General features: G+C 62.0%; 12 protein-coding genes. 4 read left to right on the forward strand and 8 right to left on the reverse strand.

The window, feature by feature from the left end:
- The first annotated feature begins 294 nt into the window (after nucleotides 1–294).
- Complete coding sequence (locus HGO38_RS08790) at nucleotides 295–1,287, forward strand: adenosine kinase (RefSeq protein ID WP_250955512.1); 993 nt, start codon at nucleotides 295–297, stop codon at nucleotides 1,285–1,287.
- On the opposite strand, the gene HGO38_RS08795 is transcribed toward HGO38_RS08790, so the two are convergent.
- Entirely contained in the window at nucleotides 1,280–1,819 is a 540-nt protein-coding gene (locus HGO38_RS08795) for an SH3 domain-containing protein (protein WP_250955513.1), read from the reverse strand. The genes HGO38_RS08790 and HGO38_RS08795 overlap by 8 nt on opposite strands.
- A 197-nt stretch (nucleotides 1,820–2,016) precedes the next feature.
- Between HGO38_RS08795 and HGO38_RS08800 the strand changes: the two genes are divergently transcribed.
- Nucleotides 2,017–3,021 (forward strand): 2-hydroxyacid dehydrogenase, encoded by a 1,005-nt coding sequence (locus HGO38_RS08800; RefSeq protein ID WP_250955514.1) that lies wholly within the window; start codon nucleotides 2,017–2,019, stop codon nucleotides 3,019–3,021.
- A gap of 4 nt (nucleotides 3,022–3,025) precedes the next feature.
- Here HGO38_RS08800 and HGO38_RS08805 read toward each other — a convergent pair whose 3' ends face one another.
- The 3 genes from HGO38_RS08805 to recF are packed head-to-tail and all read right to left on the reverse strand — an operon-like array spanning nucleotide 3,026 to nucleotide 5,418.
- Nucleotides 3,026–3,502, reverse strand: coding sequence for a GNAT family N-acetyltransferase (locus HGO38_RS08805; protein ID WP_250955515.1), 477 nt, complete (start codon nucleotides 3,500–3,502; stop codon nucleotides 3,026–3,028).
- Nucleotides 3,502–4,269: a molybdopterin-synthase adenylyltransferase MoeB gene (locus HGO38_RS08810; protein ID WP_250955679.1), complete on the reverse strand. Its 768-nt coding sequence runs from the start codon at nucleotides 4,267–4,269 to the stop codon at nucleotides 3,502–3,504. Before HGO38_RS08810 ends, HGO38_RS08805 begins: the two co-directional genes overlap by 1 nt.
- A 24-nt stretch (nucleotides 4,270–4,293) precedes the next feature.
- A complete protein-coding gene (recF, locus tag HGO38_RS08815; RefSeq protein ID WP_250955516.1) occupies nucleotides 4,294–5,418 on the reverse strand; it encodes a DNA replication/repair protein RecF in 1,125 nt (374 codons plus the stop codon).
- A 236-nt stretch (nucleotides 5,419–5,654) separates the two neighbouring features.
- Here recF and HGO38_RS08820 point away from each other — a divergent pair, with 236 nt between their 5' ends.
- Entirely contained in the window at nucleotides 5,655–5,942 is a 288-nt protein-coding gene (locus tag HGO38_RS08820) for a hypothetical protein (protein WP_250955517.1), read from the forward strand.
- A 100-nt stretch (nucleotides 5,943–6,042) separates the two neighbouring features.
- Nucleotides 6,043–6,252, forward strand: coding sequence for a SlyX family protein (locus HGO38_RS08825; protein WP_250955680.1), 210 nt, complete (start codon nucleotides 6,043–6,045; stop codon nucleotides 6,250–6,252).
- 91 nt (nucleotides 6,253–6,343) lie between these two features.
- On the opposite strand, the gene dnaJ is transcribed toward HGO38_RS08825, so the two are convergent.
- From dnaJ to HGO38_RS08845, 4 genes are all read right to left on the reverse strand, one after another.
- A complete protein-coding gene (gene dnaJ / locus HGO38_RS08830) occupies nucleotides 6,344–7,483 on the reverse strand; it encodes a molecular chaperone DnaJ (RefSeq protein WP_250955518.1) in 1,140 nt (379 codons plus the stop codon).
- A 4-nt stretch (nucleotides 7,484–7,487) separates the two neighbouring features.
- The gene (locus HGO38_RS08835) at nucleotides 7,488–7,949 is read right to left on the reverse strand and encodes a hypothetical protein (RefSeq protein ID WP_250955519.1); all 462 of its coding nucleotides are present in this window, start codon (nucleotides 7,947–7,949) and stop codon (nucleotides 7,488–7,490) included.
- A complete protein-coding gene (gene dnaK, locus HGO38_RS08840; protein ID WP_250955520.1) occupies nucleotides 7,949–9,865 on the reverse strand; it encodes a molecular chaperone DnaK in 1,917 nt (638 codons plus the stop codon). Before dnaK ends, HGO38_RS08835 begins: the two co-directional genes overlap by 1 nt.
- Before the next feature lie 326 nt (nucleotides 9,866–10,191).
- Complete coding sequence (locus HGO38_RS08845) at nucleotides 10,192–12,384, reverse strand: transglycosylase domain-containing protein (protein ID WP_250955521.1); 2,193 nt, start codon at nucleotides 12,382–12,384, stop codon at nucleotides 10,192–10,194.
- Nucleotides 12,385–12,457: the final 73 nt, after the last annotated feature.

Genomic DNA, 12,457 nt, shown 5'->3' on the forward strand with positions numbered 1-12,457 from the left:
ACATCCCGCAATGTCGAAAGCCGATCATGGCTTCCTGCGCCACCGGGACAATCGCTTGTCCCAACCGCGGCATCTAATGAGAGCTTTCATAGCCAGGGAAGGTGACAAGGGCATGACGAAGGCGCGCTGCCATGGCGGTGCGTGCCGACGGTTTGTCACGGGACGGCGTGCGGCCTGTCGTTACCAGTCCGTTTATCGCTTTGCTGTAGGGTTTTACTGACGGTTTGTTCTTTCCAACTGGTGAAAAACCAGTATGACCGAACACGGACTTCTAACGACAAGGATCCGGCCTTTATGACGAAATTCGACGTGCTCACCATTGGCAATGCTATTGTCGATATCATTTCCCGTTGTGAGGACCAGTTCCTGATCGACAATGCCATTACCAAAGGCGCGATGAACCTCATCGACGCGGAACGGGCCGAAAAACTCTATGCCCTGATGGGCCCGGCGGTTGAGGCCTCGGGCGGCAGCGCCGGCAATACCGCGGCCGGCATCGCCAATCTGGGTGGCAAGGCCGCCTATTTCGGCAAGGTTGCCGACGACCAGCTCGGCGAGATTTTTATTCACGACATCCGCGCCCAGGGCGTACATTACGAGACCAAGCCGAAGGGCAAGCAGCCTCCGACGGCGCGCAGCATGATCTTCGTCACCGAAGACGGCGAGCGCTCGATGAACACCTATCTCGGCGCCTGCGTCGAACTGGGTCCGGACGATGTCGAGGCGGAGGTCGTCGCCCAGTCCAAGGTCACCTATTTCGAGGGCTATCTGTGGGATCCGCCGCTGGCCAAACAGGCCATTCTCGATTGCGCCCGCATCGCCCATGACAATGGCCGGGAGACGTCGATGACCCTGTCCGACAGTTTCTGCGTCGATCGCTACCGTGATGAGTTTCTCGATCTGATGCGCTCCGGCACGGTCGACATCGTCTTCGCCAATCGGCAGGAAGCGCTGGCGCTCTACCAGACCGACGATTTCGAAGAGGCGCTGACGCTGATCGCCAAGGATTGCAAGCTTGCGGCCGTGACGATGAGCGAAGAGGGTGCCATTATCCTGCGCGGCGATGAACGCGTCCGCGTTCAGGCGACCCGGGTGGACAATCTCGTCGACACGACAGGGGCAGGCGACCTTTTTGCCGCCGGCTTCCTGTTTGGCTACACGCAAGGCCGGTCGCTGTTTGATTGCGGACAGCTCGGCTGCCTTGCAGCCGGCATCGTCATCCAGCAGATCGGCCCGCGCCCGTCGGGCTCGCTAGAAAAGGCAGCAAGGAAGGCCGGCCTTATTTGAACGCTTCGCCGGGGTAGGCGCCCCAGATTTCGGCCTGGGCGACCCAGCCTTCCGTGCCGTCCGTTTCGGCGCGGCACCAATTGCCGTTGCACTCATCGAGCTTCAGCACGACACCGGGCTGAAGCTTGGCGACGATGGCCGCCGTCGATTGCGAATCGCGGCGCATGTTGACATAGACGTCTTCGCCCTTGGCCTTCATCCACGGAGCGGCGACCGCGGTGCGCTCTCCCGACAGAAGCGTCTGGCTGACCCAGCCCTCCGTGCCATCCGCATCGCGAACGCGGCGCCAGTTCTCGTATTCCTGGATGATCTCCACCGGAAGACCCGATTTCAGATAGAGCCAGGACACGGCATAATCCGTGCTGGGGCCGATCCGCAGGTTGACCCTGGCGGATTTAAGACTGACGAATCGCGGCAGCGGCAGCCCGCTTGAGCCCTTCGAGACACCCTGTGCCAAGGCCGGTTCCGTTCCGGACAGGCCGCCCAACGCCAGACAGAAGACGAGACAATAGCGAATGAGAATGCTAGGCATGGCTGTTCCGTTTGTGATCGATTTCAGCGGCTTGTTCCGATCGCTCGCCACCGGCCAATTCCGCGGAGATGAATCCGCCCGCCGGGCTGCGAGATTTGTTTGTCTTCGCCTGCGGGTTTGGTAGAAAAAAGGCCCTGAACGGGTAAATTATCGCCCGTCCTGGTTAAGGACCTCTGAATAAGGCGCCGAAAGTCCCCATGACGAACAGGAAAAAACCCAAGGTCTATATCACCCGCAAGCTGCCTGATGCGGTGGAAACGCGCATGCGCGAGCTTTTCGATGCCGAGTTGAACATCGACGACAGCCCCCGCACCCAGCCGGAGCTGGTGGCAGCCGTCAAGTCGGCCGACGTCCTGGTGCCCACCGTCACGGACCGAATCGATTCGGCCCTGATCGAGCAGGCCGGCCCGCAACTGAAGCTGATTGCCAGCTTTTCCAACGGCTTCGACCATATCGACGTCGATGCCGCTGCCAAAAAGGGCATCACCGTCACCAACACGCCGAATGTTTTGACCGAAGACACCGCCGACATGACCATGGCGCTGATCCTGGCCGTGCCGCGACGGCTGGCGGAGGGATCGCGTGTCCTGACCGACAAGCCGGGGGAATGGCCTGGCTGGTCGCCGACCTGGATGCTCGGACGGCGGATCTGGGGCAAGCGCATCGGCATCGTCGGCATGGGGCGGATCGGCACGGCGGTGGCGCGCCGCGCCAAGGCCTTCGGCCTGTCGATCCATTATCACAACCGCAAGAAGGTCAACCCGGCGACAGAAGACGAGCTGGAAGCAACCTACTGGGACAGCCTCGACCAGATGCTGGCCCGCGTCGATATCGTCTCGGTCAACTGCCCTTCGACGCCGGCCACCTTTCACCTTCTGTCCGCCCGCCGCCTGGCGCTGATGCAGCCGACCAGCTACATCGTCAATACGGCCCGCGGCGATATTATCGACGAATCAGCGCTCATCCAGTGTCTACGCGATGGCCGGATTGCCGGTGCCGGACTGGATGTGTTTGAGAACGAGCCGGCCGTCAATCCCAAGCTCCTCAAGCTTGCCAAGGACGGCAAGGCCGTGCTGCTGCCGCATATGGGCTCGGCCACCATGGAGGGGCGGATCGACATGGGCGACAAGGTCATCGTCAACATCCGCACCTTTTTCGACGGCCATCGGCCGCCCAATCGCGTGCTGCCGGGCCGCACCTGATCGGTCAGGACAGCGACTTGGCCATTTCGATGAAGGTCACCCGGTCGTAACCGGGATGACAGCGGTCGGCGGTTTTCTCAAAGCCCCAGCTTTTGAAGGTGCGGTGATTTCCGGCAAGCTCGATCCGGGTTTCGAGCCGCAGCTTTTTGAGACCTTCGCTGCGGGCCAGCGCCTCGGCACGCGCCAGCAGGGCGCGGCCGATACCTTTGCCCTGGGCTGCCGGATCCACCGCGAGCTTGCCGATGTAAAGGCCGTCGGGCGGCTCCAGCCGACAGAAAAGGCAGCCCAGCAGAATGCCATCCTGCACCGCCATGTAGGCGATCTCGTCCGCTGCCTTGTCCTTCAGCGACCGCGGCGTCAACCTGAGGGCGGAAGAGGGCGGATCGATAACGCCGTTCATTGGTGCGAAGGCTGTCGTGATCAGCGCCAAAAGATCGTCCCAGCGCTCGAAAGTGCCGGTAATGGGAAGGATATCGACCATCAGCCCGTCTTCTCCGTGGCGCGACGTTTATATTTCACGGTGTCAAAGCGTGCCGAGAGCGAATCATAGAGCAGCAGTCGTCCGACAAGCGGTTCGCCGATACCGGTCAGCAGCTTGATCGCTTCCATGGCCATCAGCGTCCCGATGACCCCGGTCAGCGCCCCGACAATACCCGCTTCCGCGCAGGACGGCACGAGGCCCGGCGGCGGGGCGGCGGGAAAAAGATCGCGATAGCGCGGCAAAGGGTTTCCGTCGGCGCCGGTCTCGTAAGGCTTCAAGACGGTCAGCGATCCGTCGAACCGGCCGACAGCCCCGGTCACCAGCGGCAGGCGCGCAAGTTCGGCCGCATCGGCGGCGGCATAGCGCGTGTCGAAATTGTCCGAGCCGTCGATCAGCAGATCGAAGCGTGGCAGGTGGAGGGCTGCCATCTCAGCCGAAAAACGCTCCTCGAAACGCACCACCCGCACATGCGGATTGAGCCTTGCTATCGCATCCGCAGCACTCTGCGTCTTCATCTCGCCGATCGTACCGCTGTCGTGGATCACCTGGCGCTGCAGATTGGACAGTGACACATGGTCATCATCGGCGATCCCCACCGTGCCGACCCCGGCGGCGGCCAGATACTGCAGAACGGGCGATCCAAGGCCGCCGGCGCCGATCACCAGCACGCGCGATGTCTTCAGCTTTTGCTGGCCGGCGCCCCCGATCTCGGGAAGCAGGATGTGGCGCTGGTAGCGCGCGATTTCGTCTTGGCTAAGCGGGTCCATGATCACCATGTTGGCATGCCTCGGTTACAAAGAAAACCGGCCATCCTCGACCGTAACGAACTGGGCGCGATCCTGAAGGGCTTCAAACATCGATCGGTCCGTGCCGGTCATGAAGGCCTGGCCGCCCAGCGCGTCGATCCGGTCGAAAAGGGCGGCCCGCCGGCCCTCGTCGAGATGTGCGGCAATTTCGTCGAGCAGCAGGATCGGCGCGTGGCCGGTCATATTGGCGACGAGGCGGGCATGGGCAAGGATCAGCCCGACCAGCAGCGCCTTCTGCTCGCCCGTCGAACAGCGCTCGGCCTCCATGTTCTTGTCGACATGGCGCACCAGCAGGTCGCTGCGATGCGGTCCGTCAAGGGTCCGCCCGGCGGCGGCATCCCGTGGCCGGTTTTGGGCCAGCATGGCGGCATAGCGATCTTCGAGATCGATCGCCGGATGATGCAACTCGTCGTCGAGAAAGCCGGAAAGGGCAAGCGACGCGGCGGGAAAGACGGATTCGTCGCGCTGCTGCTCGATCAGGCTGATCAGCAGGGCCATGATCTCCTGGCGGGCCAGCGCCATGGCAATGCCGAGTGCTGCCATCTGCTGCTCGATGCCCGAAAGCCAGGCCGGATCGAAGCGCCCTTCGCTCAAAAGCCGGTTGCGGCTGCGCATCGCCCGCTCGAAATCGCTGGCCCGTCGGCCATGCTCCGGATCGAGCGACAGCACGAGGCGATCGAGAAAACGACGCCGGTCGGACGAGGATCCGGTGAAAAGCCCGTCCATGGCCGGCGTCAGCCAGAGGATCCGCAGATGGTCGGTCAATTCGTCGACAGCGCGCGCCGGCATGCCGTTGATTCGCAGCCGCCGAACCTGCCCGTCTTCCACGGCTTCGGATCCGGTGCCGATCTCCACCGGGCCTTCCATGCCGTCAAGCTCAGCAAAAACCGAAAAGCCGCCGGGTGCTCCGGCTCTGACGACATCGGCCAGCACGGCCCGCCGCAGGCCGCGACCCGGCGACAGGAAGGACACGGCCTCCATCAGATTGGTCTTGCCGGCACCGTTCTCGCCCGTCAGCACGATGTGCCGCTCGCTTAAGCCGAGGGATGCCGTGGCATAGTTGCGAAAGTCGGTGAGCTTCAGCCTGCTGAGAAAAACCTTGTGCGTCATTTCCGTCCGGTATCGAGTGCCTTGCCCAAGCAGCTGCGGTTCGCCGGCAGCCTCGGCGCAACGGCAATGTTGCGTTAAGGCCTAGGCCGGAAGGCGGGCCAAGGCAAGCCGCGGCGGCATTTTTCCATCCTGGATGCGGATGTTCGGTTTGCACCCTGGGACAGCGGTCATGGACGGTTGGAGGCAGCAGGTGTAATCTGGAGAAGGAACAGACCTTGCCGAGAGAAGTGCGCCCGATGGATCCACAGCGTGACGACCTGACCCCTGAGGAAGCCCGCCAGGATCATTGGGACATGATGCGCTTCTTGGCCATCAATGCCGGCTTCGGCGTTGGTCTTGGTCTTGTGGTGACCGTTGTGCTGATCTGGCTTGATATCGGCGGTCTTGGAACCCATCTGGGGCGAGCTCAGAATCCCGTCCTGCCGGCCGTGCTGATCGCTGTGCCGCTCTCCCTGACCTTTGGTGCGGCGGTTGCCGCATCCGCGATCATGCTCATGCCCTATAAAAAGAAGAAGCAGCGCTAATCAGACCTCCTGGCTCGTTTCGCGATTGCGACAGTTGACTTGGCTGGGCCGGAGGCCGATGGAACTGCAAGTCAGGCAGCAGGGCGTCGTGGAGAGTGAAATGGCCGAGGATGACGATCGTATCACCCGTCTTGAAGAAACGGTGGCCCATCAGGCGCGCATCATCGACGAACTGTCCGATCAGTTGACCGAGCAATGGCGGGTGGTCGAGCAGACAAGGGCCAAGCTTGACCGGCTGACCGAGCGCTTCATGGCGATTGAAGAGCAATCCGGCGAACCATCGCCCATCACCCGGCCGCCGCACTATTGAACATGAAAAAAGCCGGAAACAGATGTTCCCGGCTTATGTTTCATTGAACTGTATAGGCCTTGCACGCCGAATCGATGAAAATCCCGGCGCCTCAGCCCTCGAAAAACTCTTTCATCCGCGCAAAGAAGCCCGTCGATTCCGGATTGTTGTCCTTCGACGACAGCTGGTCGAACTCCTGCAGAAGCTCGCGCTGGCGCTTGGTCAGCTTCTGCGGCGTTTCGATCTGGATCTGGATGTAGAGATCGCCTGTCTGCGCCGAGCGCAGCACCGGCATGCCCTTGCCCTTCAGCCGGAACTGCTTGCCCGGCTGGGTGCCCTCCGGAACGGTGACGCGCGACTTGGTGCCGTCGAGCGTCACGACATCGAACGTGCCGCCAAGGGCTGCCGTCGTCATCGAGATCGGAACCGAACAGAACAGATCGGCGCCCTCCCGCTGGAAGAACTCATGCGGCTTGACCGACAGGAAAATATAGAGGTCGCCGGACGGCCCGCCGCGCAGGCCTGCCTCGCCTTCGCCCTGCAGGCGGATGCGGGTGCCATCCTCGATGCCGGACGGAATGCTGACCGACAGCGAGCGCTCTTCGGTGACGCGGCCCTGGCCGTGGCACTTGCCGCAGGGATCGGCAATGGTCTGGCCACGCCCGTGACAGGTCGGGCAGGTCCGCTCGATCGAAAAGAAACCCTGTGCCGCGCGGATACGCCCGCTTCCCTGGCAGGTCGCGCAGGTGGTCGGCTTGGTGCCGGGCTTGGCGCCGGAGCCGGAGCAGACTTCGCAGGTGATCGAAGTCGGAACCCGGATCTGCGCTGTCTTGCCGGAGAAGGATTCCTCCAGCGAGATTTCCATATTGTAGCGCAGGTCCGCGCCGCGTTCGCGTCCGTTGGTCGAACGGGCTCGACCGCCGCCGCCACCCCTGGCGCCGCCCATCATCTCGCCGAAAATATCTTCGAAAATATCGGAGAAGCCACCGCTCTGGAAGCCGCCACCGCCGCCGCCCATGCCGCCCTGCTCGAAAGCCGCATGACCGAAACGGTCGTAGGCCGCCCGCTTCTGCGGGTCCTTCAGGGTCTCGTAGGCTTCGTTCAGTTCCTTGAACTTCGCTTCGGCCTCGGCATCACCGGGATTTTTGTCAGGATGAAATTTCATGGCCATCTTGCGGAAGGCGCTCTTCAGCTCCTTCTCGTCGGCCGTCTTGCTGACCCCAAGGGTCTCGTAGAAATCTGCTTTTGCCATGGTCTTACAAAGCTCTCAAAGCTTTCTCCACACTCGTGTGGCTACCCATCTTCTGGCCGGACTGCTTGTCGCAGGCCTGCATATCCTTGGCGAAATCGGCTGCTGCCGCTTTTGCGTCATCCAGCAGAAGGCGCTTGGCCTCGCCGCTATTGGCAAGAGCCTCGGCAGCCGAAGCGGCAACGAAAGCCAGCGAGTGCGCTGCGACATCGCAGGCCGTGGCTCCCTGGCCGCCCTGATGCCGCTTGAGCGCGTCCTCGATCAGCTTGCCGAGCGAGGCGGTCGTGCGACCGAGCGCCTTGCCGTCGCTGGCTGTAATCGCCTTGACGACGCCGGCTTCGGCTGTGGTGACGCTCCTGTAGACGTCGCTGGCAGCCGATGCGGCGGTTGCAGCGCCAAAGGCTAACACAAATGCGGCTGGCCCGAAGGCCAGCCCCTTGACGATGACGCTACGGTTCGACAACCGCATTAAGCCGACTTCTTCGTGTCTTCGTCCTTGACCTCTTCATAGTCGGCGTCAACGACATCATCGTCCGTATCCTTGCCAGACGCGGCGTCTTCACCGCCCTCGGCCTGCTGGGATTCGTAGATCGCCTGGCCGAGCTTCATGGACACTTCCATGAGGGTCTGGGTCTTGGCCTGGATGTCGTCGGCGTCCGGCTCAGATGCTTCGACGGCGGTCTTCAGGGACGCGATGGCATCTTCGATCGCCTTGCGGTCGGTCTCGGAAACCTTATCGCCATATTCCTTCAGTGACTTTTCCGTCGAGTGTATCAGGCTTTCGCCATGGTTGCGGGCTTCAACGCCGGCACGACGCTTCTTGTCTTCGTCGGCATGCGCTTCGGCATCCTTGACCATCTTCTCGATGTCGGCATCGGACAGACCACCAGATGCCTGGATACGGATCTGCTGTTCCTTGCCGGTGCCCTTGTCCTTGGCCGAAACCTGGACAATGCCGTTGGCATCGATGTCGAAGGTCACTTCGATCTGCGGAATGCCGCGCGGTGCTGGCGGCAAGCCGACGAGGTCGAACTGGCCAAGCAGCTTGTTGTCCTGGGCCATTTCGCGCTCGCCCTGGCTGACGCGGATGGTTACGGCCGACTGGCTGTCTTCGGCGGTCGAGAAGGTCTGGCTCTTCTTGGTCGGGATCGTCGTGTTGCGGTCGATCAGGCGGGTGAAGACGCCACCAAGCGTTTCGATGCCGAGCGACAGCGGGGTCACGTCGAGCAGCAGAACGTCCTTGACGTCGCCCTGCAGAACGCCGGCCTGGATGGCAGCGCCCATGGCGACCACTTCATCCGGGTTGACGCCCTTGTGCGGCTCCTTGCCGAACAGCTGCTTGACGATTTCCTGGACCTTCGGCATGCGGCTCATGCCGCCAACCAGAACCACTTCCTCGATTTCCGACGCGGTCAGGCCGGCATCCTTGAGGGCCGCCTTGCAAGGCGCCACGGTGCGCTGAACCAGATCATCGACCAGGCTTTCGAACTTGGCGCGGGTCAGCTTCATCGTCAGATGCTTCGGACCGGAGGCATCGGCGGTGATGAACGGCAGGTTGATTTCGGTCTGCTGCGACGAGGACAGTTCGATCTTGGCCTTTTCGGCAGCTTCCTTCAGGCGCTGCAGAGCGAGCTTGTCATTCTTCAGGTCGATGCCGTTGTCCTTCTTGAACTCGTTGGCAAGATATTCGACGAGACGCATGTCGAAGTCTTCACCGCCGAGGAAGGTGTCGCCGTTGGTCGACTTCACTTCGAAGACGCCGTCGCCGATTTCCAGGATCGAGATATCGAAGGTACCACCACCCAAGTCGTAGACGGCAATGGTCTTGCCTTCCTTCTTGTCGAGACCATAGGCAAGCGCTGCTGCCGTCGGCTCGTTGATGATGCGCAGCACTTCGAGACCGGCGATGCGGCCGGCATCCTTGGTAGCCTGACGCTGGGCGTCGTTAAAATAGGCCGGAACGGTGATAACGGCCTTTTCGACCTTTTCGCCGAGATAGGCTTCGGCAGTTTCCTTCATCTTCTGAAGAATCATCGCCGAGATCTGTGCAGGAGAATAACCCTTGCCCTGGGCTTCGACCCAGGCGTCGCCATTATCGCCCTTGACGATATTGAACGGCACCAGGCCCTTGTCCTTTTCAACGGTCGGATCTTCGTAGCGGCGGCCGATCAGGCGCTTGACGGCGAAGAGCGTGTTGGTCGGGTTGGTGACGGCCTGACGCTTGGCCGGCTGGCCGACGAGGCGTTCGCCATCATCGGAAAATGCCACCATCGACGGCGTGGTGCGCGCGCCTTCCGAATTCTCTATGACCTTTGCATCCTTGCCGTCCATGACGGAGACGCAGGAATTGGTCGTTCCAAGGTCGATGCCGATTACTTTTGCCATGTTATTCTCTCCTTGAAGCAGGCCGTCGGAACCCCTGACAGGCATTCCACTGACAGCCCCTCGACATAGATGGTCTTACGGGTTTGCGCAGCTGTGCTGCTGTTATGTCGCGTATATAAGAAGGGCTATTTCCGACTGCAAGGCATGAAATCCACCGAAATCCCGTAAAACGAAGAGATTGCAGCGGGATGGCAGGACCGGCAGACGACGCGAAACCCTTGTTTCGTGTTTCGCCCTAACAGTCCTCCCTTGTGCCGGGCATGCAAGGCGAATGCAAGCCTCTTTGCGCAGCGCGGCCGGGCCGAACACGCCGGTCGAAACTGGCGTCAGTTGCCCATGATGATGTCGAGCAAGGTCGTGCCGCGTCTAGCCGATGATGGCGGTGCCGGACCGCCCACGTCGGCGGGCGGCAGGGATGCCGTAGAGCCGGTTTGCTGGTCATCCGTTCCCGGCGCTTCGGGGGCCGGCGGATAGGCCTGGTTGCTGGAGAACACGCCGGTAATGATGTCGCCGATCGAGGGCGTTGCCGGTTCAGGGAGAATGGCATCGCCGATCAGCGGCGCAGGCTTCAGACCGGAATGGGCTGACGACATAAAAGTCTGCCAGGTCTTGGCCGGCAGGCCGCCGCCGGTCACCTTCTTCATCGAATGGCCGTCGTCATTGCCGAACCAGACGCCGGTCGTCAGATTGCTGGTGTATCCGACGAACAGGGCGTCGCGGAAGGATTGCGTCGTTCCGGTCTTGCCGGCCGCCGGCCAGCCGGCCAACTGCGCTTTCTTGCCCGTTCCTTCGGTGATCACCTTTTCCATCATCATGTTCATGCTCGCGGAAACCTGCTCGCTGAGCACCCGCGGTGGGTTCTCATAGGCATTTTCATAAAGCAGTTCGCCCTTGGCCGTGGAAACCCTGCGGATGACATGGGAGGTCGCCTTGTAGCCGCCATTCATGAACGGCGCATAGGCCGATGTCAGCTCCAGCAGCGAGACTTCCGACGTGCCAAGCGCGATCGAGGCATTGCTCTGCAGGTCCGATTCGATCCCGAGCCGATGGGCGACCTTGATCACCTGGTCGGGACCCACTTCCATGACCAGTTGCGCAGCGATGGTGTTGAGCGACTGGGCGAGTGCCGAAGAAAGCGTCACGTCGCCACGATATTTCTGGTCGTAGTTTTCCGGCGTCCATTTGCCGATCCGCACCGGCCCGTCATGGCGGATCGACGAGGGGCGGTTGCCGATCTCAAGGGCTGCGGCATAGACGAACGGCTTGAAGGCGGAACCTGGCTGCCGCTTTGCCTTGACGGCGCGGTTGAACTGGCTGGTAGCGTAGTCGCCGCCGCCCACCAGCGCGCGGATCGCACCGGTCCCGTCTATCGCAACCAGGGCCGCCTGCGTCGCATCCAGCTTGACGCCGTCGGTCGCCAGCGCCTCGACAATCGCGGCTTCGGCTTGCCGTTCGAGCTTCGCATCGATGGTCGTCTCGACCACCAGGTCCTCGGTCACGGTGCCGAGCATGGCCTTCAGATCGTCCATCACCATATCGGCGACGTATTGGCCGGCGCCCGACCAGTAGCTGCGCGCCCGCGTCGGCGATTGCGACATGGCGGTGGTGATATCGCTGTCGGAGATGAACCCGACATCGCGCATGGAGGTTAGCACCACCTGGGCGCGGGCCTCTGCCGCATCGGGATCGCGGGCTGGCGAAAGCCGCGACGGTGCCTTCAGCAGTCCCGCCAGTAGAGCCGCCTCGCCAAGGTTCACGTCGCGGGCCGATTTGTTGAAATAGCGCCTCGACGCTGCCTCGACGCCATAGGCATTCGAACCGAAATAGACCCGGTTCAGATACATGGCGAGGATCTGGTCCTTGTTGAAGCGGTGTTCCAGCCAGAAGGCCAGCAGCACTTCCTGGACCTTGCGCTCCAGCGTGCGGTCCGGCGAGAGAAACAGGTTCTTTGCCAGCTGCTGGGTCAATGTCGAGCCGCCCTGAAGCGCCTGGCCGGTGAGATTGTTGAGAACCGCCCGGGCAAGTCCAAAGGGGTCGACGCCGAAATGCGAATAGAAGCGCCGATCCTCGATGGCGATCACAGCCTCGGGAATGAAAGGCGACATGTCCTCCAGCGACAGGGCCTCGCCACCCGTGGCGCCGCGATTGGCGATGACCGAGCCGTCCAGGGCCGTGATCTTGACGTTGGGCGGGCGCTCGGGGATTGTCCAGCTGCTGGCGCTCGGCATGCGGGCGCCATAATAGAGCACGATGCCGGCAACGGCGATGCCGCCCCACAAGCTGAACACCAGGCACCAGTAGAACAGACTGCGGATCATGCCTGTCAGCCCGCCGGATCGCTGTTTTTTGCGGGATTTCGAAGAGCCACGCTTTCCCGAGCCCGATTGGGCCTTTGTACGCTTGGCACTGCTGCCATTGCCGCTGACCCGGTCGCTGGCATCCAGCCGCAGGTCGCCATGCCCGCGAGAAGTCTCGAAAGTCGGCTCGACCCGCTGTCCTGATTTGCCTTTGCCTGCCATCGTGGAGCGGTCGAACTCTCTTCCAATATGCGGCCGCCTGCGACCAGACGGTCCGTGCCGACGCTAAAAAACC

The organism is Rhizobium sp. CG5 (assembly GCF_023701945.1).
Classification (GTDB): Bacteria; Pseudomonadota; Alphaproteobacteria; order Rhizobiales; family Rhizobiaceae; genus Allorhizobium.